This is a genomic window from Sphingomonas sp., assembly GCF_035998645.1.
In the GTDB taxonomy this organism is placed as follows: Bacteria; Pseudomonadota; Alphaproteobacteria; order Sphingomonadales; family Sphingomonadaceae; genus Sphingomonas.
Genome location: NZ_DASYHL010000002.1, coordinates 59,012 through 82,084, shown reverse-complemented (window position 1 = coordinate 82,084; position 23,073 = coordinate 59,012). Strand labels below are relative to the sequence as shown.

At 66.1% G+C, this 23,073-nt stretch carries 15 protein-coding genes; 9 read left to right on the top strand and 6 right to left on the bottom strand.

Going from position 1 to position 23,073, the window contains the following annotated elements; all coding sequences use genetic code 11:
* Positions 1 to 19 precede the first annotated feature (19 nt).
* The 6 genes from VGN66_RS00535 to VGN66_RS00510 all read right to left on the bottom strand — a co-directional run bounded on the left by VGN66_RS00535 (position 20) and on the right by VGN66_RS00510 (position 8,358).
* Positions 20 to 1,642 (bottom strand): D-aminoacylase, encoded by a 1,623-nt coding sequence (locus VGN66_RS00535; RefSeq protein WP_327516922.1) that lies wholly within the window; start codon positions 1,640 to 1,642, stop codon positions 20 to 22.
* Positions 1,639 to 2,628, bottom strand: coding sequence for a dipeptide epimerase (locus VGN66_RS00530; protein ID WP_327516921.1), 990 nt, complete (start codon positions 2,626 to 2,628; stop codon positions 1,639 to 1,641). Before VGN66_RS00530 ends, VGN66_RS00535 begins: the two co-directional genes overlap by 4 nt.
* Before the next feature lie 3 nt (positions 2,629 to 2,631).
* Positions 2,632 to 4,581 (bottom strand): serine hydrolase domain-containing protein, encoded by a 1,950-nt coding sequence (locus tag VGN66_RS00525; RefSeq protein ID WP_327516920.1) that lies wholly within the window; start codon positions 4,579 to 4,581, stop codon positions 2,632 to 2,634.
* A gap of 20 nt (positions 4,582 to 4,601) precedes the next feature.
* Positions 4,602 to 6,086 carry a serine hydrolase domain-containing protein gene (locus VGN66_RS00520; RefSeq protein ID WP_327516919.1) on the bottom strand — a complete coding sequence of 495 codons (1,485 nt, stop codon included), beginning with the start codon at positions 6,084 to 6,086 and terminating at the stop codon, positions 4,602 to 4,604.
* 74 nt (positions 6,087 to 6,160) lie between these two features.
* Entirely contained in the window at positions 6,161 to 7,222 is a 1,062-nt protein-coding gene (locus VGN66_RS00515; protein WP_327516918.1) for a DUF1611 domain-containing protein, read from the bottom strand.
* A 2-nt stretch (positions 7,223 to 7,224) separates the two neighbouring features.
* Positions 7,225 to 8,358, bottom strand: a complete 1,134-nt coding sequence (locus tag VGN66_RS00510) for a dipeptidase (RefSeq protein ID WP_327516917.1) — start codon at positions 8,356 to 8,358, stop codon at positions 7,225 to 7,227.
* Positions 8,359 to 8,624: 266 nt separating this feature from the next.
* Between VGN66_RS00510 and VGN66_RS00505 the strand changes: the two genes are divergently transcribed.
* The 9 genes from VGN66_RS00505 (at position 8,625) to VGN66_RS00465 (ending at position 23,046) form a co-directional block, all read left to right on the top strand.
* Positions 8,625 to 11,438 (top strand): TonB-dependent receptor domain-containing protein, encoded by a 2,814-nt coding sequence (locus VGN66_RS00505; protein WP_327516916.1) that lies wholly within the window; start codon positions 8,625 to 8,627, stop codon positions 11,436 to 11,438.
* 109 nt (positions 11,439 to 11,547) lie between these two features.
* Positions 11,548 to 12,267 carry a Crp/Fnr family transcriptional regulator gene (locus VGN66_RS00500; RefSeq protein ID WP_327517552.1) on the top strand — a complete coding sequence of 240 codons (720 nt, stop codon included), beginning with the start codon at positions 11,548 to 11,550 and terminating at the stop codon, positions 12,265 to 12,267.
* Positions 12,268 to 12,330: 63 nt separating this feature from the next.
* Entirely contained in the window at positions 12,331 to 12,498 is a 168-nt protein-coding gene (locus tag VGN66_RS00495; RefSeq protein ID WP_327516914.1) for a hypothetical protein, read from the top strand.
* Positions 12,499 to 12,603: 105 nt separating this feature from the next.
* A complete protein-coding gene (locus tag VGN66_RS00490) occupies positions 12,604 to 14,787 on the top strand; it encodes a polysaccharide lyase 6 family protein (protein WP_327516913.1) in 2,184 nt (727 codons plus the stop codon).
* A complete protein-coding gene (locus tag VGN66_RS00485) occupies positions 14,784 to 16,967 on the top strand; it encodes an alginate lyase family protein (RefSeq protein WP_327516912.1) in 2,184 nt (727 codons plus the stop codon). Before VGN66_RS00490 ends, VGN66_RS00485 begins: the two co-directional genes overlap by 4 nt.
* A gap of 166 nt (positions 16,968 to 17,133) precedes the next feature.
* Positions 17,134 to 18,411 (top strand): MFS transporter, encoded by a 1,278-nt coding sequence (locus VGN66_RS00480; RefSeq protein WP_327516911.1) that lies wholly within the window; start codon positions 17,134 to 17,136, stop codon positions 18,409 to 18,411.
* Entirely contained in the window at positions 18,412 to 19,164 is a 753-nt protein-coding gene (locus VGN66_RS00475; RefSeq protein ID WP_327516910.1) for a glucose 1-dehydrogenase, read from the top strand.
* Positions 19,165 to 19,195: 31 nt separating this feature from the next.
* Positions 19,196 to 20,083, top strand: coding sequence for a rhamnogalacturonan acetylesterase (locus VGN66_RS00470; RefSeq protein ID WP_327516909.1), 888 nt, complete (start codon positions 19,196 to 19,198; stop codon positions 20,081 to 20,083).
* Between the two features lie 98 nt (positions 20,084 to 20,181).
* Positions 20,182 to 23,046: a TonB-dependent receptor gene (locus VGN66_RS00465; protein WP_327516908.1), complete on the top strand. Its 2,865-nt coding sequence runs from the start codon at positions 20,182 to 20,184 to the stop codon at positions 23,044 to 23,046.
* Positions 23,047 to 23,073 lie beyond the last annotated feature (27 nt).

The following is a 23,073-nucleotide window of genomic DNA, read 5'->3' as shown; positions in this document are numbered from 1 at the left end:
AGGGGAGCCATATTGTGACCTAAACCCCGGGGCAGGGATGGCGCAGCACGCGCCCGGCGCGCGCGGCGGTCGGCTGTCCCTTTGACAGCGCCAGCGCGCCGTTGACAATCACCGTGTCGATGCCCGTCGGCGGTGTCGTCGGTGCCTCGAACGTCGCGCCGTCCTTGATCGTGTCCAGGTCGAACACGACCACGTCCGCACGCATTCCGGGGCGCAGCAGCCCGCGGTCGGACAGGCCCAGCCGATGCGCCGGCCATCCGCTCATCTTGCGGATCGCGTCGGGCAGGGTCAGCACCTTCCGCGCTTTCACATATTCGGCGATCATGCGCGGGAAGGTGCCGTTGGCGCGCGGATGCGGGCGGCCCTGCTGTTCCGGACTGACCGTCGAATCCGTCGCCGACGCATCGGTGCCGACGCTGACCCAGGGCTGCTTCATCGCCAGCGCGATATCGGCCTCGTCCATCATGAAATAGAGCGCACCGGCGCGCGCGGGCAGCGCGTCGAGCCAGATGTCCCACGCCGCATCAGCAGGGTCCTTACCCAGCGCCTTGCCGATCTCGGCAAAATTCCTGCCGTGGAACTGCGCATATTTGGGGTTCTGCGCATTGGCGAGCACGACGTTCGTCCACCCGCCCGACGCATGGACCAGGTTCGACCAGTCGGGTTGCGGCCCCGCGGCCAGGTCCCTCTTGAGCGTCGCGCGCACCGCCGGGTCGCGCAGCGCGGCATGCGCCGCCTCGCGCCCCTTGGCGAAGACATGGGTCGGGATCGTGACGTCGAGGCCCGTGCCGCCCGCGCGGTACGGATAGATATTGGCGCCGACATCGACCCCGCGGCTGCGTGCCGCCTCGATCCGCGCGATCGCCTGCGGCATCAGCTTGCCCCATAAAGGCGCATAGGCGGCCTTGATGTGGAAGATCTCGACCTTCGCCCCGCTGCGCTCACCGATGCTCACCGCCTCGTCGATCGCGGTCAGCAGCTTGTCGCTCTCGTCGCGCATATGGCTGGCATAAAATCCGCCGCACTTGCCCGGGATCGCCGCCAGCCGCGCCAGATCGCTTTCCGACTGGAAGGATGCGGGGTGATAGATCAGCGCGGTCGAGATGCCGAACACACCCGCGCGCATCGCGGTGCGGACCTCGCCCTCCATCGCCTTGAGCTGGTCCTCGCTCGGCGTGCCAGCGGCGTCGCCCATTACCTTCACCCGCGCCTGTACCGCGCCATAGTAAGTGCCGAAATTGACCGCGATGCCCTGGCTCTCCAGTCTGGTGAAATAGCCGGCAATCTCGTCGGCTGGCACCGCAGTGCCGCCCTCGCCCGCGATCAATGTGGTCACCCCCATGCGCAGCTTGTTCGCCGCCGATCCGTCCTTGAGCAGCGCGTTCTGGGAGTGGTCGAGCATGTCGATGAATCCCGGCGCGACATAGCGGCCGCGCGCATCGATCTCCTCGCGCGCCGTGCCCGTGACGGTGCCGATCGCGACGATCCGCCCGTCCTTGATCGCGACATCGCCGCTGACCCACGGATTGCCCGCCCCGTCGAGCACGCGCCCGCCGCGGATGACGATGTCGTACGCCGGGTCGGCGGGAGCGGTGGCCCCCAGCAGCAACGGCGCGGCGAGCAGGGCGAGCGGCCGGATCATGCCTGCGGCCCCCATACGCTGTCGTCGCACGAGACTTTGCCGTCGTGATAGACGATCGACGGGGTGCGGTCGGTCTTCAGAAAGGTCGGGCCGTCGAGATCGACGATCGAGCAACGCTGCGCCAGCACGAAAGCGGGGGCCATCGACAGGCTGGTGCCGACCATGTTGCCGACCATCACCCCAAGGCCCAGCTCAGCGGCCTTGTCGGCCATCATCAGCGCTTCGGTCAGCCCGCCGCATTTGTCGAGCTTGATGTTGATGACGTCGAACCGCCCCTTGGCGCTCTCGACATCGGCCAGCGTCAGGATGCTCTCGTCGCCTGCGAGCGGGATCGGCGAGGTATAGCCGTCCAGATCGGCTTCGGCTCCGCGCTGCAATGGCTGTTCGAGCAGGTCGACCTTGGCCTCGACCAGCACCGCGACCAGCGCGTCCAGTCGGTCGATCGTGTAGCCCTGATTGGCATCGACGCCGAGCCAGACATCGGGCCGCGCCGCGCGGATCGCGCGGACGCGCTCGGCATCGATCGCATCGTCGCCGGTCAGCTTGACCTTGATCGCGCGCGCATCGGCCCAGCCGCGCGCGGCCTCCGCCATCTTCGCCGGGTCGTCGGCGCCGAGCGTGAAGGTGGTGATCACCGGATGCGGCGCATCGATCCCGGCGATCTGCCACACCGGCACCCCCGCGCGATCCGCCTCCAGCTCCCACAAGGCCGCATCGACCGCATTGCGCGCGCCGCCTGCAGGCATCAGCGCGCGCAGGCCCATGCGGTCGATCCCCGCCTCAATCGCGCCGCGTGCGGCCTCGATCGCGGCAAGCATGTGATCGACATCATCGCCCAGATAATAGACGCCCGCCGCCTCGCCGCGTCCCCGCGCCTCGCCGTCCTCCAGCGTCACCACGACGATGTCGGAAGTCTCGAACACATGCCCCGAAATCCGGAAGGGGGCGTTGAGCGGCAGGCTCTCGCGCGCGACGGTCAGTTTCATCCCTCAATCCTCGACATAGACATATTGGTTCTGCTGGCCGTCATTGATGGTCAGCGTGCGCTTGCCGTCCTTCACCCCAACCAGCGCATCGACACCGATGCTGCCCGGCCCGCCCGACACGATCGACACGGTACCATCGGCATTCGTGCGCGTCGCGATCGGCCCTTCGACAAAGCCGGCCTTGATCCACTTCGCGCCCTTCTTCTCGCTGATCGTGATCTGCCCCACCGCCGGATCGTCATAGTGCCCGGCAAGGTTGCTCAGCACCGCCGGGTCGCCCGGATAGGTCAGCCGTCCGCGCCGCGCGGTCACCCCCGCCTTGATCCGCGCCGCCGCCGCCGCGACATCGCGCTCCGCCTCGGGCTGGCCGTCATAGAGGATTTCGAGCAGGCGGCGCAGCGTCGGGGCGAGCAAAGACGCGCCCGGATCGCTGTTGGTCAGGATCACCATGCCGACACCACTCTCGGGCAGCGCGTACCAGTTGCTATGATAGCCGAGCAGCGTCCCGCCATGGGTGACGACGTTGACGCCCTTCGCATTGGTCTGGAACAGCCCCATGCCGTACCAGCTGTCGGGACCGACCTGCACGCCCTTCTTGCGGCGCTCGGTCAGGTTCGCCTCGCTCACCACGCGCTTGCCGTCGAGCACGCCCTTGCCGAGCTCAAGCTGGACATAGCGGATCATGTCGGCGGTGGTGGCGAACGCCGCGCCCGCGGGACGATAGGGATAGGGCGAATAGTTGAAGTCGTTCGACATCAACGTCACCTTGCCGTCGATGTCGAGGCCATGCGGCGCCGCCCAGTTCCCCGCCATCCCCTCGGCATAATCGAACGTCGCGTCCTTCATGCCCAGCGGCTTGAAGATCTTCTCTTCCATCGCGAGGTCATAGGCCGCGCCGAACTCCATCTTGGGGTGGAGGACATAGCCCGCGACATAGCCCGCCGCCGATGCCAGCTGGTTATTATACTGGAACAGGTCGCCGAACTTGCTGGTCGGCATCGTCGCCGCCAGCTGGGTGAAGGTCGCCGATGCCGGCTGACCCTTGTCGGCGAGGATGAAGGCGTAGTCCTTGCGCGGCAGCCCGGTGCAGGCACACACCAGATGCTTGACCAGCACCGACTGCGTCACGTCGTCATTGCCCAGCCGGAATTGCGGATAGAGATCGACGACCTTCTGGTTCCAGTCGAGCTTGCCCTCATCCGACAGCACCGAGAGCAGCAGCGTCGTCATCCCCTTGGTGTTCGACGCAATCATGAACTTGGTGTTCTGATCAACCTTGTCGGGCGATCCCAGCGCGCGCACGCCAAAGCCGCCCTGCCACAGCACTTTCCCGTCATCGATCAGCGCAAAGCCGATCCCCGGCACCTCCAGCGTCTGGCGCGCCTGTTCGACGAACTCGGTGAGCAGTTTGATCCGCGCGGGCGTCAGCTCGTGCGCGGTCTTGCCCGCAAAACTCTCCGCCTGATAACCGGCGGGCTTGAGTCCCGCCTGCACCACCGACAGCGCCGCCGAACGCTTGGCGGCCGTGCCCGCAGCGCCATCGGCGATCAGCACCGTCCACGCCGTCCCCTTGCGCAAGGCGAGGGCGGACCGCACCGCACGCTCGGTCGGCGCGACCTCGTACGACAGCGCCAGCCGCTCGTCCCAGCCATCGCCCGCCGGAACCGGTGTCGCGAGCCGTGCCTCCGGCCCTGCGGCACCGCGCACGACCGCCCAGGCCTTTGCCGCTGCATCCTTGCCGTCGCTCGCCGTGCCGATGTCGACCACGGAGATGCGCAGGTCACCCTCGGGCGCAGTGAAGGTCACCGCCTGCCCGGTCCGCGCGGCGCTCCAGTCCTTGGGCTGGACGAACTGCACGCCGCTGCCGGTCTTGCCCGGCGTGTCGGCGGCGACTGTCTGCGCCAGCGCGGCGGCGGGCAGGGTCATCAGGGCGAGTGCGGTGAGGAACTTCATGCGACCTCTCCTTTGGGGTTTCAGGGTTTGACCTGGTGGAATGCGACATGCGGAAGCGAGCTGAACCCCAGCCGCCATTTGCCTTCACCGCCATAGAATTGCAGCCGCTCGAACGGTCCGCCCGCGCGTGCGCCGGTGCGCCGCTCGTACAGCTGCGGCCCGATCCGCTCCCAATGCGTCTTCGCGCCCTCGACCACCAAGGTGATCGCGTCCGGCCCGGCGGCCACGACCTGCCAGTCGCGGGCCGGATCGGCCGGGCGGGCATAGTCGCGGCGGTTCATGCGATAGGCGCCGACGGGCACGCTCTCCCCCGCCGGAGCCGCCACGCGCGGCGCGGGATCGACCGGGAACAGCCGCCCGATCAGCGCCTCGACCAGCTCGGTGCGTCCGCCATAGCTGCCCTGACCGCCGGTCTCGGACACGAAGAAGCCAAGCCCCGCTTCGGGCGCGAGGATCATGTTCGAATGAAAATCGCCGGTATTGCCGCCATGCCCCACCATCCGCGGCCCGGCCTTGCGCACCACGAAAAAGCCATGCGCCATGCCCTGAAGGCCGGGTGCATTGGCGCCGGAGTCGCGCATCAGCAGCGCGACCGATTCAGGTTTCAGGATGCGCTTGCCGTTCAGCGCGCCGCCGCTCAGCATCGCGAGCATGAAGCGGCTCATGTCCGCGCCGCTGCTGCTCGCCGATCCCGCCGGCATCACCTGGCTGAACAGCTCGAACGGTTCTGCGACCAGCTTCCCGTCCTTGACGACATAGCCGCTCGCCATGCGCGGTTCGAGCGCGGCGGGCAACGGCTCGCGGAAGGTAGTGGAGCTCATGCCGAGCGGCGCGAAGATGTGCTGTTCGACATAGTCGGGGAAGGGCATGCCCGACACCCGTTCGACAATATAGCCGGCGATCGCCGAGCCATAGTTGGAATAGGAAATTTCGCCATCCGCAGGCCAGAGCCGCTCGGGCACGCGCTGCTTGAGCCAGGTCTGATAGGGGATCAGCTTGTCCACCGACGGCGCGGTGAGGTTGCCGACATCGCCCATCCCCAGCGCATGTGACAACAGGTCGCGCACGCGGATCGGCTTGCCCTCGAACTCGGGAATCTTGAAGTCGAGATAGGTGTTCACGTCCGCGTCAAGATCGACCTTCCCCGCCTCGACCTGTTGCAGCAACGCCGACCAGGTGAACATCTTCCCGGTCGATCCGGGGCGGAACAGCGTCCGCATCCCGTCGACCGGAACGCCCTTGTCGACATCGGCAAAGCCATAGCCGCGCGAGAACAGGATCTTGCCCTGATAGACCACGGTAACCACCGCGCCCGCCATTTCGCGCGTTGCGATCTGCTGCGCCATCACGCCATCGACGAAATCGGCGAGCCCGGCGATGCGGGCAGGGGGGATGCTATAGGCTGCGGCGGGCGCGGGTTCGCGGCTGTTGGCGGCGGCGGGCAGCGCCGTGCCGATCAGCGCGAGCGCGGCGGTGGCGCGCAGCCAGGACGAAGGTCGCGGCATCACTCTCTCTCCCCTTGAATTGTGCGGCACGGGCGGCGCGGCGCCCGGATGGTTCCCGGTGCGCCGCGCCCCGATCATGCGAGGCAGCTCGAAACGAGCGCGTCGAACGCGGGTCCGCCGCGGATCGGATCGGCGACCGGCAGGCCCAGCCGCTCGCTCTCGCGCGCCATCAGTTCGGCGGCTTCCTCGGCGCTGAATGCCGATGTGTTGAAGGCAAATCCGCCGCAGCGGATCGCGGGATTGGTGCGGCTGCCGAGACGCATGGTCAGATCGATGATCTCCTCGATCGATGTCAGCGCAAAGCCGGCGGTCCCCAGCATCTCGCGCCGCCCCGGCTCATGGCACACCACGAACACGTCCGGCTGGCTGCCATGGAGCAGCCCCAGCGAGACTGCGGCATAGGCGGGGTGGCTCAGCGCGCCCTGGCCCTCGATCACGTCCCAATGGTCGGGCGCGGCGTCGGGCGACAGCATCTCCGCCGCGCCTGCCTCGAAGTCGGAGACGACCGCGTCCATCGGCACGCCGCCGCCTGCGATCATGATCCCGGTCTGGCCGGTCGCGCGGAAATCGGTCGCGACGCCGCGCGCCTCGAACGCCCGCCACAGCGCCAGCGCGGTGTATTTCTTGCCCAAAGCGCAATCGGTGCCGACGGTCAGCAGCCGCTTGCCGCTGCGCTTGCGCCCGGTGCCGACCGGGATGCTCGCCGGGGGCACCCGCACGTCGATCAGGCGACGGTTCAGCCGCTCGGCGACATGGGCAAGACCCGGAATGTCGGACAGCCGCGCGTGCATCCCGCTGACGATGTCGAGCCCGGCCTCGAGTGCGTCGAGCAGTGCCGCGCGCCAGCTCTCGGGGATCACGCCGCCGGGATTGGCAACGCCGATCACCATCGCCCGTGCCCCGCGCGCCTGCGCTTCCGCCGGGGTCATCGCAGCGAGGCCGGTGGTGACGTCCGCTTCAGGCAGCGCATATTCGCCGATGCACCGCTCGGGCGCCCAGTCGCGCAGGCCGAACGCGGTCTTGGCAAAGCCTGGCTCGGTCGTATCGCCCAGGAACAGCAGATAGGGTTGCGGCAGCGCCAGCGCGTCGTAATCGGATGCATCGGCGGGGACGGCGAGGGTGGTGATCGTGCCCATGATCAGCCGCCCCAGGTCGCGGTCAGCAGCCGCTGGAAATTGCCGCCCAGCACCGCCTTGATGTTCGCGTCGGAATAGCTGCGGCGGATCAGCTCATCGGCCAGCGCGTACATTTTGAGCGGGTGGTCGAACCCGTCCACGTCGATCTTCTCACGAAAGGCGTAACTGTCCTTGTAGGCGCCGCGCAGCATCTTGTTCATCTCCGGAGACGTGTCGTCATAGCCGTACAGGTCGGAATCGGTGCCGATCCCGACATGCTCGATGCCGACCAGCTTCACGACATGGTCGATATGGTCGGCATAGTTGCGGATGGTGGTGGGGTCGGTCTTGCTGACGAAGTTGCGCACGCCGGTGATGCCCATCACCCCACCCTTCGCCGCCATCGCCTTGATCGCCGCATCGGTCTTGACGCGCGGATGCTCGATCAGCGCGCGGCAATTGCTGTGCGTGATCGATAGCGGCTTGGCGGAAATGTCGATGGCGTCGAGCGTGGTGCGGTCGCCGCAATGCGACACATCGACCAGCATCCCGACCGCGTTCATCGCTTTGATGATCTCGGCGCCAAAATCGCTCACCCCGCCATCGACGCGGTCGGTCGCGCCCGACCCGATGCGGTTCTGCGAATTATAGGTCAGCTGTGCACAGCGCTGGCCGAGGTCGTAGAAGGTCTTGACGTCGGCCGGGCGCAGGAAGTGATCGGCGTTCTGCAGCCCCATGATCACCGCGACCTTGCCGTCACGCTTGGCGCGCAGGATGTCCGCGAAATTGCCGATGCCGGTCAGCACATGGCTGTTGCGCGCGACATAATTGCCCCAGATCGCAAAGAAGTTGAACGCCGCTTCCTTCGCGTCCGGACCGCCCAAGCCAACCGCGTGGTGGATCGCGGTGATCCCGCTCGCGCGGAAATCACCGACCATCTGGTCGCTCATCGGCTTGGCATAGAATTCGGGGCTGAAGTCGATCTTGATCGGGGCCAGCATGTCCACGACCACCGACTGGCGGACCAGCTCGATCGCGCGCTTCGAATAGCTGCGCCCGCTGACCGGATCGACCTGAAAGGCGGCGCGCGCGACATAGGGTGCGGCGATCGCTGCGGTGCCCAGCGCACCGATGGCCTGACGACGAGAAACCCGCATTGCCCACTCCCCGAATTTTCTAATAAGGACGCTATAGTCCCAAATGGAGAAGGTCAACCGGCGTGCGCGGTGGGTACGGCAGTTTCAGCCGACCACGCATGTGCTCTGCGGCAATTTCCGCATCGGTCTGCGGGATAATCAGCGGAATAATTGCGATAAATATCGCTATTGAGAAACATATTGTCCTGATCCGGACAATATGTCACTTTTCTTGCGCTGGGAGTGGATGGTCGCCCGAGAGGCAGGCCAACAAACAGGGGGAAGACATGCGCAAGATCGTATCGAATCTGGGACGCGGACTCGCTCGGGGGAGCAGTGCCGCAGCATTGACGGCCGCATTGCTGGCCGCCGCACCGGCCACTGCCCAAACCGCTCCGGAAGCGGAGGATGATGCCGCGTCACAAGACGACTCCATCGTGATCACCGGATCGCGCATCGTCCGCGACGGGTTCGAACAGCCGACGCCGACCACCGTGATCGGCGAAGACGAGCTGCGCCTCGGACAGCGTCAGAACCTGGCGCAGGTGCTCAACGACTCGCCGTCTTTCCGCCCCACCGCGACGCCGCAGGTGCTGGTCGGCAATACCGGCAGCGGCACCGCGCCGGTCGATCTGCGTGGCCTGGGTCCCAACCGCACGCTCACCCTAGTCAACAAGCGCCGCTTCGTCGGCAACAACAACCTCAACTATGTCCCGATGGGGATTGTCGAACGGGTCGAGGTCGTGACCGGCGGCGCATCCGCCGCCTGGGGCTCCGATGCCGTCGCGGGCGTCGCCAACATCATCCTCAAGGACCGCGTCTCGGGCATCACCGTCGGCGGGGTCAGCGGCATTTCGTCGCGCGGTGACGGCGCGCGCTATGGCGGCGACATTACCGCCGGCACCTCCTTCGCCGATGGCCGCGGGCAGATCATGTTCAGCGCCGAATATGTGAAGGACGAATCGATTCCCGATCGCAATTCGCGCGATCGGCTGGGCAGCGCGGGGATCGTTCGCCTCAACCCGACCTCGACCACCGACCTGCGCCAGGTCCTTGTCCCCGACGTCAATTACGGCAACCAGACGCCGGGCGGCCTGATTACCACCGGTGTGCTCGCGGGACAGATGTTCAACAGCGACGGCAGTTTGAGCACCTATGGCGCGGGCACCTCGCTCAACGCCAACCCCGCGATCCGCTTTCCGGCGCAGGTGCTGGGCGGGGCCAACGCCGTCGGCCTGTACGACGTCATCGCCGTGACCACGCCGGTCGAACGGATCAGCACCTATGGCCGCGCGACCTATGATTTCGGTGCGGTAAAGCTGTGGGCCGATGTCACTTATGGCCGGTCCAGATCGACCTATGCCTTTCTGCCCGATATCGGCCTTGGCGCGCAGACGATCTCGGCGAGCAATCCGTTCCTGTCGCAATCGATCCGCACGACGCTGGCCAATGCCGGCGAGACCAGCTTCACGCTCGGCCGCCTTTATACCGGCCCGTACAGCCTGATCTATGACGGCACGCGCACGCAGAAGGAGGGCGCGGTCGGGGTCAACATCGATCTCGGCGGCACGTGGAAGGCCAGCGCGCATTTCAGCCATGGTGAGGTCGATCAGGCGCAGCGCATCCGCAACGCGCGCATCGTGTCGCGCTTCAACAATGCGATCAATGCGGTGTCGAGCGGTGGCCAGATCGTCTGCGGCATCAACGCCGATGCCAACGCCGGCAATGACGATGCGGCATGCCGTCCGCTCAACCTGTTCGGCCTCAACGCCGCCTCGCCCGAGGCGCTCGCCTATATCCGCGGCACGCAGCAGAACGACACGACCACCAAGCTGGATGCCGCCGCGGTCGAGGTGCAGGGCGACCTGTTCTCGCTGTGGGCCGGCCCGGTGACGGTAGTGCTCGGCGCGGAAGGGCGTTGGGAGGAGCAGCGCTCGGTCAGCGGCGCGCTCGACCTCGCCGGTGCGTTCGGTCCGCTCAACCTGTACGGCTCGCCGGTCAGCGGCGGCTATGACGTGCAGGAAGGGTTCGGCGAAATCGCCTTCCCGCTGTTCAACGCGGAAGGCACGGCCAAGGTCGATCTCAACGGCGCGGCGCGCTATTCCGACTATAGCCGCAGCGGTGGCATCTGGTCGTGGAAGGGCGGCGCGACGGCGAACCTGTTCGACTCGCTGCTGCTGCGGGGCACGCGCTCGCGCGACATCCGGGCGCCCACCATTACCGAGCTGTTCTCGAGCCGGGCGATCAATGTCGGCCCGTTGGTTGATCGCGATACCAATGGGCGTGCTGCGGCGAACCCGGCGTATAACCCCACCCCGGCGACGGTGACCACGTTCAGTGGCGGCAATCCCGATCTAGTGCCTGAAATCAGCCATACGACGACTTTGGGCGCGACCTTCTCGCCGAAATTCCTGCCCGGCTTCAATCTGTCGGTCGACTTCTATGACATCAAGATCGACGGGGCGATCAGCACCCTGTCGGGGTCGAACCTGACGCTGGCCTGTCGCAACGGCAACGCGGCCGCCTGTGGGCGCATCACCCGAGATGCGACAGGCACGGTGACCGAAGTCCGCTCGAACTCGCAAAACATCGCGGTGTTCGAAACCAGCGGGTTCGATATCGAGGCATCCTATGTCTTCCCGATGTCGGGGATTGCCAACATCCCCGGGACCTTGCGGGTCCGGGCGCTGGCAACGCATGTCCGCGACTTCGTGATCGACACCGGCGTGTCGCGAGTCGACACGGCGGGCGATGTCGGCGCAGGCACCGGCAACGCGATCCCCAGCTGGCGCGGGACGCTCAGCTTCGTCTATCAGAACGACACGCTCGGGCTCGATGCGCGGGTCCGCTATGTCGGCGCGGGCAAGTTCAACAGCCAGCTCGACCAGTCGGTCAACCCGACCGGCTATCTCGTGAACAACGATATCGGCGCCTATGCCTATCTCGACCTGGGCGCGCGGGCGAAGGTGATGGATCGCCTGACCCTGTCGCTCAACGTCAACAACGTGCTGGATCAAAAGCCGCCGCTCAGCCCGGTCGGCCCGGTCTTCTATGACGCGGTCGGCACCTATTTCTCGCTCGGCGCGCGCATGAAGTTCTGATCACGCGCCTCCCAAGCGGCGCACACCGGCCCGGGCATCGCGCGATGTCCGGGCCGTTTTGCCTGTTGGTGCCATTTTCGATTTTGCGCGTTGTCGCGTCGTGACCGAAATGATCGACCGCCATCTCGCCCGGATCAACGCGCGCCACCCCCTCAGCAATGAGGAGGTGGCGGCGATCCGCGCCCTCTTCACCGCGTCGCAGGGCGTCGGCGCGCATCAGACCTTTATCGAGGCGGGGGCGCGGCTCGACCACAGCATCCTGATCCTCGACGGCATCGCCGCGCGCTACAAGGATCTGCGCGACGGCCAGCGTCAGATCACCGCGCTCCACGTCCCCGGCGATTTCGCCGATTTGCACAGCTTCACCCTGAAGCGTCTCGACCATTCGCTGATGGCGCTGACCCGTTGCCGCATCGCGCCGGTTCCGCACGCGCGCATTGCCGACCTCATCGAACGTTTCCCGCGCATCGGGCGGATCTACTGGTTCTCGACCAATCTCGACGCGTCGATACATCGCGAATGGGTGCTGTCGATGGGCGCACGCAATGCACTGGCGCGGATCGCGCATCTGTTCTGCGAGCTGCAGGTGCGGCTCGACATTGTCGGGCTCGGCGATGCGCGCGGCTATGCGCTCGACCTCAGCCAGACCGACCTTGCCGAATGCCACGGCCTGACCCCGGTGCATGTCAACCGCTCGCTCCGCCGGTTGCGCGAGATGGGGGTGCTGACCTTCCGCTCCGGCCGGGTCGAGATCACCGATCCGGCGGCATTGCGCGCGATCGCCGAGTTCGACCCGGACTATCTCTATCTCAACCCCGATCCGCTTTAACACCGGTTAGCCGGTGATCGCGCGCGACGCGCTACCGCCTCCTGCGACACAGGAGGATATCAGATGGACCCCGATCTCGACTATTACCGCACCCGCGCCAGCGAGGAGCGCGCCCGCGCGGCCGCAGCCAGCGACCCGGCGGTGCGCCGCGCGCATCAGGCGATGGCCGAACGCTACGAACGCGTGGCGGCGGGGGAACGGCTGACGCTGGGCATTGTCGAGCGCGGCTGAGCCCTGCCGGACCAGCTTTGCGGCAAAATGGTATGAAGGCCCCTTGAAGTGTTCCGACCAATTGGTTAGTCCAATGGGTATAGAGAACAGATTGAGGGGATCGGGATGCGGATTGCGGCGCTCATTGCCTGTGCGGTGCTGGCCGCGCCTGCACCCGCTTTCGCCGCCGACCATCTGGTCGCCGACCCCGCCGCCTATGCCGCTGCGGTCAAGAAGGCGAAGCCCGGCGACCGCATCATCCTGCGCGACGGGGTGTGGCGAGATTTCCAGATCATCTTCACCGGACGCGGCACCGCCGACAAGCCGATCACGCTGACCGCGCAGACGCCGGGCGGCGTGATCCTGTCGGGCCAGTCGAACCTGCGCATCGGCGGCGAACATCTGGTCGTCTCCAACCTCGTCTTCCGCGATGGCTGGTCCCCGACCAAGGAGCTGATTGCGCTCCGCCGCGATTCGAAGACGCCCGCATCGCACACCCGCCTCACCGGCATCGTCGTCGACCGCTTTACCAACCCCGATCGCCGCGCCGAGGATCACTGGGTCGCGATCTATGGCACCGACAACCGCGTCGACCACAGCTGGTTCGCGGGCAAGGGCAACGGCGGCGTCACCCTCGCGGTGATCCGTCCCAAGGGCCAGCCGGGCGAGAATCGCGCGCGCATCGACCACAACTTCTTCGGCCCCCGCCCGCCGCTCGGCTCGAACGGCGGCGAGACGATCCGCATCGGCACCAGCGACGAATCGCTCAGCGACTCCAGATCGATCGTCGAGAATAACTGGTTCGAAGGCTGCGATGGCGAGGTCGAGATCGTCTCGGTCAAATCGGGCGGCAACGTCATCCGCGGCAACATGGTGGTCGAATCGCAGGGCGCGATCGTGCTGCGTCACGGCAACGGCAATCTGGTCGAGCGCAATATCTTCCTGGGCCGCGGCAAGGCGTCGACCGGGGGGATCCGCGTGATCAACCGCGACCAGATCGTGCGGCACAATTACCTCGAAAACGTCACCGGCACCTCATTCCTCAGCGCGATCGCGGTGATGAACGGCGTGCCGGACTCGGCGGTCAATCGCTATCATCAGGTCGCCAATGCGGTGATCGAGCGCAATACGATCATCGATGCCGCGCGCATCACCTTCGGCGCGGGCGCCGATGCCGAACGCAGTGCGCCGCCGGTGTCGAGCCGCTTCACCAGCAACCTGATCTACACCGCATCGGCCAAGGACATTGTCCGGGTCGAGGGCGATGCGGCTGGCATCGCCATGGCCGGCAACGTCCAGTCGGGTCCGCCGCCCAAGGGGCTGACCGGCTTCGCACAGGCCGACCTCAAACTGGTCCGCGCCGCCAACGGCCTGCTCTATCCCGCCGATCCCGCGCTCGCCGCCACCGGCGCCCCGCGCGACCTCGTCATGCTCAAGCGCGAGGATGCCGGCCCGTCCTGGTACCCCAAGGATGCGCCCGCCAGCACCGGCCGCACGCTCGACGCCGCTCCCGGCGCACTCGCACAGGCGGTGGCACAGTCCGGCCCCGGCGACACGATCCGCGTCGCGCCCGGCACGCACCGCGTCACCGCGCCGATCGCAATCGGCCACAGCCTGACGCTCACCGGCCCGCGCGCCGCGATCATCGAAAGCGCATCGCCGACCCTGTTCCAGCTGCTTCCAGGCGGCAATCTCCACCTCAGCGGCGTCACCCTCTCCGGCGCCGCTGCCTCACCGACTGCGGCGCGCGCCGCCCTCATTCGTGCGCCGCAGTCGGTGAGCATTTTGAACTATCGCGTGACGCTCAGCGACGTTGCCGTGCGCGACGCCGCCGACGTGATCGCCACCACCCCCGGCACCTTTGCCGAGGATATCGCAATCCGCCGTTCGACCTTCGCCAACGTCTCCGGCGCAGTCATCGCCGCCGCCGCCGAAACCGGCAGCAAGGGGCTGTACAGCGCCGAGCGGATCACGATCGCCGACAGCGACTTTACCGATGTCGCGACCATCGCCGATGTCGCGCGGCTCGGCACCGATGAAAGCACCTTCGGCCCGTGGTTTGCGATGACCGGCAACCGCGTCGTCGGTGGTGGCGCGGTGCGTCTCTCGGGCGTCCAGAATGTCGCGATCACCGGCAACCGCTTCGATCGGGCAGGCGGCATCGCGATCGCCAACAGCGTCGGCGCGCCGGTGGTCCGCATCACCGCCAATGTCTTCGCCGCGACGCCCGAACCGGCGATCACACGCCTTTACCCGCAGGGGACGCCCGACATCGTCCTTGCCGACAATCAGATGGACGCGCTGCGATGATCCGCACGACCCTCGCCGCACTGCTCCTCGCCAGCGCCGCGCCCGCTTTCGCGCAGGACACCGCGACCGCGCCGGTCCTCACCAGCCTCGACGCCTGGCGCACCATGGCCGACGGAGCGCAGAGCGCCCCGCTGTTCGCCCGCGAACTCGCCGCCGCGCGCAAATCGGTCGATGCCGGCATCCGTGCCGGGATCGACGTGCCAGTGCCCAAGGATCGCGGCGGCGGGCCGACGCATGAGCGGCACAAGGCGAACTACAAGCTGATCCAGCAGGCCGGCGCGCTCTACCGCCTGACCGGTGAGCGGAAATATGCCGACTATGTCCGCGACCTGCTGCTCGCCTATGCCAAGCTCTATCCCACGCTTGCCAACCACCCCGCCGCGTCGGATCAGGTCCCCGGCCGCCTGTTCTGGCAGAGCCTGAACGACAGCGTCTGGCTGGTCCATGCGATCCAGGGTTACGACGCCGTCCGCGCCGACCTGACGCCCGCCGAGCGCAAGACGATCGACGAGTCCGTATTCCGCCACATGGCCGCGTTCCTGACCAGCGAGTCGCGGACGTTCGATCGCATCCACAACCACTCGACCTGGGCCAATGCCGGGGTCGGCATGGCCGGCTATGTCCTGCGCGATCCCGTGCTGGTCGAACAGGCGCTGAAGGGCAGCGACCGCTCGGGCAGGGTCGGCTTCCTGCGCCAGCTCGACCTGCTCTTCTCCCCCGACGGCTATTATGCCGAGGGGCCTTACTATCAGCGCTACGCCCTCCAGCCGTTCGTCGTGTTCGCACAGGCGATCGAAGCGAACGAGCCGGGCCGCAAGATCTTCGCCTATCGCGACGGCATCGTCTTGAAGGCGATCCGCACCGCGATCCAGACCAGCTACGGCGGCTATTTCTTCCCGATTAACGACGCGATGCCGGACAAGAGCCTCAGGACCGAGGAACTCTATCAGGGCGTCGCCATCGGTTATGCCGCGACCCAGGATCCCGGTCTCCTCGGCATCGCAAAGTGGCAGGGCAAGGTCGCGCTGTCGCCGGAGGGGTTCGCGGTCGCGCGCGACATCGCCAGCGGTAAAGCCAAGCCCTTCGCCTTCGCCTCGACCCTGCTCCGCGACGGCCCCCAAGGCAAGGACGGCGCGCTCGCCATCCTGCGCTCCGGCCCGCAGGAAACCGCGCAGGTCATCGTCGCCAAGAACACCGCCCAGGGCATGGGCCATGGCCATTTCGACAAGCTGGGCTGGCTGCTCTACGACAATGGCCAGGCGGTGGTGACCGATTACGGCGCCGCCCGCTTCCTCAATATCGAGGCGAAGGAGGGTGGCCGCTACCTTCCTGAAAATGAAAGCTGGGCGAAGCAGACCGTCGCCCACAACACGCTGGTGGTCAACGAAACCAGCCATTTCGACGCCAAGCTGAAACCAGCCGAAGCCGCCGCACCGACCCAGCTGGCGTTCGTCGGCGAAGGCCCGCTGCGCTTCAGCATCGGCGAGATGGCGGGCGCCTATCCCGGCGTGACCTTCCGCCGCGCGCTGGTGCAGGTCGATCTGGGCAGGAACGCGCCGCTCGTCCTCGACCTGATGACGGTGAAGAATGCGGGCAAGGCCACTTACGACCTGCCGCTGCACTTCGCCGGGCACATCATCGACACCGACGTCAAGCTCGCCTCGAACGTCGCGACACGCCCGGTGCTGGGCACGGCCAATGGCTATCAGCACCTGTGGGTCGATGCGACCGGGCCGTTCGCGAACGGGCAAGGCCACGTCACCTGGATCAATCAGGGCCGCTTTTACAGCTACCGCATGGCGACGCCGGGCGCGCAGCTGATCGTCGCGGAAAGCGGCGCGAACGATCCGCGCTTCAACCTGCGCCGCGAACCGGTGCTGATCCAGCGGCTGAGCGGGGCAGGGGGCGCCGCGTTCCTCAGCCTGCTCGAACCGCATGGCCGCTACGACGCCGCGACCGAGACCACGACCGGCAGCCGCAGCGGCGTGGCCGGCCTGATCCTCACCGAAACCGCCGGCGCGCGCGTCGCGACGATCACCCTGACCGGGGGCAAGACGATCCTGATCGCCATCGCCACCGATACGACTGCGGGCAAGGCGAACAGCGTCACTGTGAACGGGCGCAAGCTCGACTGGAGCGGCCCGGTCGGCCGCTTCGATGGTGCGGGGGCGGATAAGTGATGTCGCCGATCCACACAGCTTCGTCGAGGCCAGCAAGCCCCTCCCCTTCAGGGGAGGGGTTGGGGGTGGGGCCTCTCAGTCTCACCGAGACCGCTCGCCAAGAGGATAGGCCCCACCCCAACCCCTCCCCTGAAGGGGAGGGGCTTCTTTACGGATGGAGCAGCACATGAAATCGGGCTTCCGCTGGTGGATCATCGGCCTGATCGCGATCGCGACGGTCATCAACTATATCGACCGCAACGCGCTCGCGGTGATGTGGCCCGAAGTCGCCAAGGACATCGGCGCCGACAAGGAAGATTATGCGCTGCTGGTGACCATCTTCATGGTCTTCTACGCGCTCGGCCAATCGATCTTCGGCAAGATTTTCGACGTGGTCGGCACCCGCATGGGCTTTGCCATCTCGATCGTGGTCTGGTCGATCTCGATCGCCGCGCACAGCCTCGTCCGCTCGATGCTGGTGCTTGGAATGCTGCGCGCATCGCTCGGGATCAGTGAGGCAGGCAACTGGCCCGGCGCGGCCAAGGCCAACGCCACCTGGTTCCCGCGCTCCGAACGCGCCTTTGCGCAGGGGATTTTCAACGCCGGCGCCTCGCTCGGCGCGATCATTTCCGCGCCCTTGATCGCGATCCTGTTCGGGTTTGTCGGCTGGCGCACCACCTTCGTCATCGTCGGCGTGTTCGGCTTCCTGTGGCTGCTCCCGTGGATATGGGTCTACAAGTCCGATCCCGACGCCCACCCCTGGCTCAGCAAGGCAGAGCGCGAACACATCCTCGGCGCGAACGAGAAGGATGGCGGGACCCACCCCACCGGCTACGCCCCCTCAATGGGCCAGCTGCTGCGCCATCGTCAGGCATGGGCGGTGATGTCGGGCCGCTTCTTCCTCGATCCGATCTGGTGGCTGTTCGTCTCGTGGCTGCCGATCTACCTCAACGAGAGCTTCGGCTTCGACGTCAAGCAGATCGGCATGTTCGCCTGGGTGCCGTTCGTCGGCGCGATGGCGGGCTCGCTGTCGGGCGGCTGGCTGTCGGGAAAGCTGATCCAGCGCGGCTGGAGCACCGACAGGGCGCGCAAGAGCGTGATCGCATTGGGCTGCATCATCATGCTCCCCGCATTGCTGCTCACCGCCACCGCCGCGACGCCGCTCTATGCGGTGCTGCTGATCGCCGCGATCCTGTTCGGCTTCCAGGTCGCGATCAACAATATCCAGACGCTTCCCAGCGACTGGTTCGGCGGCGGTGCGGTCGGCTCGCTTGCGGGGATCAGCGGCACTGCGGCAGTCGCCGGCACGCTGATCACCACCTGGCTGGTCCCGGCGATGACCAAGGTCAGCTTCGCACCGATCTTCATCCTCGGCGCCGCGCTCGTGCCGCTGTCGCTGATCTGCATCTTCATCGGCGGGCGCATCGAGCCCGTCCAATCTGACACTCAAGACCAAGGGGCATAAATGCGTTTCAAGGATAAGCTCGTCATCGTCACTGGCGGTGGACGCGACATCGGCCGCTCGATCTCGCTGCGCTTCGCAGCAGAGGGCGCAAAGGTCGTCATCAACTATCGCAGCGACGAAGCAGCGGCGCTGGATACGCTGGCGGCGGTCGAGGCCGCAGGCGGCACTGCGTTGCTCCACCGCGCCGATGTGACCAAGTCCGATGCAGTCGCCGGCCTGATCGCCGCAGCGGCAGACTTCGGCGGCGGCACGATCGACGTGCTGGTCAACTGCGCCGGCGGCATGGTCGCGCGCAAGACGCTGGCCGACATGGACGAAGCGTTCTTCGACACGGTCATGGACCTCAATTTCAAGTCCGCCTTCCTCGTCACCAAGGCTGCGCTCCCGCACCTCGCCAAGGGGTCGGCGATCGTGAACTTGTCGTCGCAGGCCGCGCGCGACGGCGGCGGGCCGGGCGCGAGCATCTATGCCGCATCAAAGGGCGCGCTGACCACGCTGACGCGCAGCTGGGCGAAGGAACTGGGTCCGCAGGGCATCCGCGTCAACGCGCTGTGCCCGGGCCTGATCGGCACCAGCTTCCACGACACCTTCTCCAAGCCCGAGGGCCGCGCCGCCACCGCCGGCAACACCCCGCTGCGCCGCGAAGGCCATCCGGACGAGGTCGCCGCTGCCGTCGCGTTCCTCGCGTCGGAGGACGCCGCGTTCCTCACTGGGCTCAACATGGACATCAATGGCGGGCTGGCCTTTTCCTAAGGCCGCACCGCCCCGACAGGGGAGAGACGGGATGATCAGGATCACCACTGCGCTGACGGCGCTCGCGCTGCCGTTCGCCCCGCAGGCGCAGGCAGAGCTTCCGAAGGACGCACAGCCCGCGCTCGAAAAGCGTGAAAAGCGGATCGACTCTCAGCCGATCCGCGCGTTCAAGGTCATCCTGGTCGGTGATTCGACGATGGCGCCGGGCAGCGGCTGGGCGTCGATGTTCTGCGCGCTGCATGTCAAATCGACGGTGAATTGCGTCAATCTCGGCCGTGGCGGTCGCTCGACGCGCAGCTATCGCTCGGAAGGGTCGTGGAGCATCGCGCTCAACGAGGCGAAGGTCGCGGGCTATGACAAGACCTGGGTGCTGATCCAGTTCGGCCATAACGACCAGTCGACCCGTGCCGAACGCTGGACCGACCTCAACGGCGAATTTGGTGCGAATCTGCGCCAGATGATCGCCGATGTCCGCGCGGCGGGCGCGCATCCGGTGCTGGTCACCCCGCTCACCCGCCGCGAGTTCCGCGACGGCAAGATCTACAACAACCTCGCCGCCTGGGGCGCGGAGGCGAAGAAGGTCGGCGCGGCGCTACAGGTGCCGGTGATCGACCTCAACACGCGCAGCGCGGCAGTGGTTCAGCGGCTCGGCGCGGTGGATTCGACCGCGCTCGCCCAATCCCCGCCGCTCCCCGAAGAGCTGGAGGCTGCGAAGAAGGGCACGACGCTGAAAGCGCGTCCGGCGGAGGAAGCGCGCGAAGCCGCCGCCGACCTACCCAAGACCGGCCCACGCGGACAGCTGCGTCCCAAGTTCGACTACACCCATGTCGGTGAGACCGGTGCGAAGGTGTTCGCCAAGTTGGTCGCGCATGATTTCGCGGTCGCGGTCCCGGAGCTGCGGTCGCACCTGATGCCCTGACTCAATGTCTATACCAATTGGTTCGTGAATTGGATTGACAACGCGGCTCGGCCAATCTTAATGATTGGTATAAATAAATGATAGGGGAGGATTCTGCGATGGTTGTAGGCTCACGTTCGGCATCGTTGCGCCGTTCGCTGCTCGTCGGTGGCTCGCTGGCCGCGCTGCTCGGCGCACCGTCGGCCATCGCGCAGGAAGCCACGCCGCCAGCACAGGCTGGCGACGCGGATGCCGCCGCGGAAGAGGTGATCGTCACCGGCATCCGTGAGACCATCCAGACCTCGATCCAGGCCAAGCGCGACTCCGACACGATCGTCGATACCGTCTCGTCCAAGGAAATCGGCGAGCTTCCCGGCCAATCGGTGGGCGAGGTGATCGCGACGATTACCGGTGCGACCATCGACCGTGCCAATTACGGCCCGACCGAAGTGTCGATCCGCGGCCTCGGCTCGGGCCTCAGCCTGACCACGTTCAACGGGCGCGAGGCGACCAACGGCTCGGGCGACCGCGCGGTCAATTTTGGCCAGTTCCCGTCGGAGCTGTTCAACGCGATCAAGATCTACAAGACGCAACAGGCCAATCTGATCGAGGGCGGCGTCGCCGGCCTGATCGAAATGGAGACGCGTCGCCCGCTCGACTATGGCCGCCGCCAGATCCAGCTTGAGGCCAAGGCGAACTTCAATCCCTATCAGGACAAGATCACCGGAGAGGGCGCGTGGGGCTGGCGCGGCACCGCCAGCTATATCGACCAGTTCAAGCTGGGCGGGCTGGGCGAAGTCGGCATCTCGATCGGCGTGCAGCGCAACGACGTCAACGATCCGGTCGAGCGCTTCTATACCAGTTCGACCTGGTTCACCTGCAATGCGGCGGTCGTTTCCAGCACCAACTGCACCGAGGTGACGCGGCAACAGGGCAATGCCGGCACGCCGTTCTTCCATGCGTCTAACTCGTATCTCAATCGCCAGATGACGACGACCGATCGTCGTGATGCGATCTTCGGCGCGCTCCAGTGGCAGCCAAGCCCGACGATCGACATCAATCTCGATGCGCAATATTCGCGCCGCGACTATAGCGAGCGCCGCAACGATTTCGGCACGGCGGAGGGGCGCTACAATCTGCGCAACGTCGTGATCGGCGACAATAATCAGATGCTGTCGGCCACAGGTTCGGCCACGCTCCAGACGATCTCTGGCATGTTCGAGCGCGACGAGCGCTATCTGGGTCTGGGCGGCAATATCGAATGGACCCCGTCTGATCGCCTGACGGTCAGCATCGACGGCGGCTATTCGCGGACCAAGCGGCTCGATATCACGCGGCAGGTGCGGCTGCGCACCGATCCGTTCAACATCTATGGCGTGCGCACCGCGATCAACAATCAGCGCATTCCGTATTCGGTCGACATGACCCAGGGCTATCTGCCGGTTTTTACCTATGATGCGCGGTTCGATCCGACCAATCACGACCTGTTCAGCGACGATGCGCGCCTGACGCGATCGCAGGACGGGCGCACCGACGAAATCTGGTCGCTGCGCGGCGACGCCAGCTACAAGATGGATGGGTTCATCGAGCGGATCGACATCGGCGGTCGCTGGGCCAACCGCAAATTCTTCGGCTACAGCAACGACGTCAACATCGACCAGACCGACCTGGCGGTGGATCGCCGCGTCAACCTCGCTTGTCGCACGCCCTTCCCGCAGACCGGCTTCCTCGCCGACGCCTCGAGCCCGTCGATCGGCAGCTATGCGACCTTCGACGTGCTGTGCCAGTTCAGGGAGTATCTGGGCACTGAGGACCCGGGCAACAGCGGCAATCTCGACTCGGTCGACAATTCTCAGGTCACCGAACAGACCTGGGCCGGCTATGCCATGGCGACCTATTCTGGCGAGCTTGGCAATATCCCGGTGCGCGGTAATTTCGGCGTGCGCAGCGTGCGCACCGAAGTGACCTCGGACGGGTTCCGGGCGGATCTCGACGTGATTACCCGCACCGATGGCACGATCCTGCTGGTGGCGAGCAACGACCTTACCCCGGTTCAGATCAAGTCGAGCTCGACGCGCTGGCTGCCCAGTTTCAATGCGATCTTCGACCTGAGCGAAAAGATGCGCGTGCGCACCGGCTTCTATCGCGCGATGTCGCGTCCGGCGCCCAGCGCGCTCGGTGCGGGCCGCCGCATCGCGCTTGAGGTCGACCCCGGCACCGGCTTCACCTCGGTGACCGAGGCAATCGACAACATCTCCGCGACCGGCAGCCCGCGGCTCAAGCCGACCATGTCGTGGAACGGTGACCTCGCGTTCGAATATTATGCGAACAAGGAAACGCTGCTTGCGGCGACGCTGTACTACAAGCGCTTCAGCGGCGGACTGATGCCGTTTATCACCGATGAAACCTTCAACATCGGCGGCACAGACTATCAGGTTCCGGTCACTCAGACGACCAACAGCGATGAACAGAGCGACCTGTACGGGATCGAGGTCACGGCGACCAACCGCTTCACCTGGCTGCCCGGTCCGCTCAAGAATTTCGGCGCGAAGCTCAGCTACAATTACGCCTGGTCGGATTTCAAGACGCAGGACATCCGCTATGGCGATGTCATCGAATCCGACGGCAGCGTTACGCCTGGGCTGATTCCCACGGCCGGGCTCAGCGGCTATTCGAAGCACACATTGTCGTTTCAGGGCTTCTATGAGGTTGGCAGCTTCTCGCTGCAGGGCATCTACCGCTACCGCTCGCGCTATTATCAGGCGTTCACCTCGAACAACACGCAGCTGCGCTATGTCGAGGGGACCGACACGTTCGACATGACCGCGTCATTCCGCCTGAACCGTCAGGTCGATTTCCGGCTGCAAGCGCTCAATCTCTTCAACGAACCGCGCATCGAATATATGCCGGTGGTCGGGAGCACCCGGAACGTCGAATTTTACGGGCCGCAATATTTCATGAGCGTACGCGTGCGGCTGCGCTGACCGTTCCGTAACCAGCGCTTCGGACCA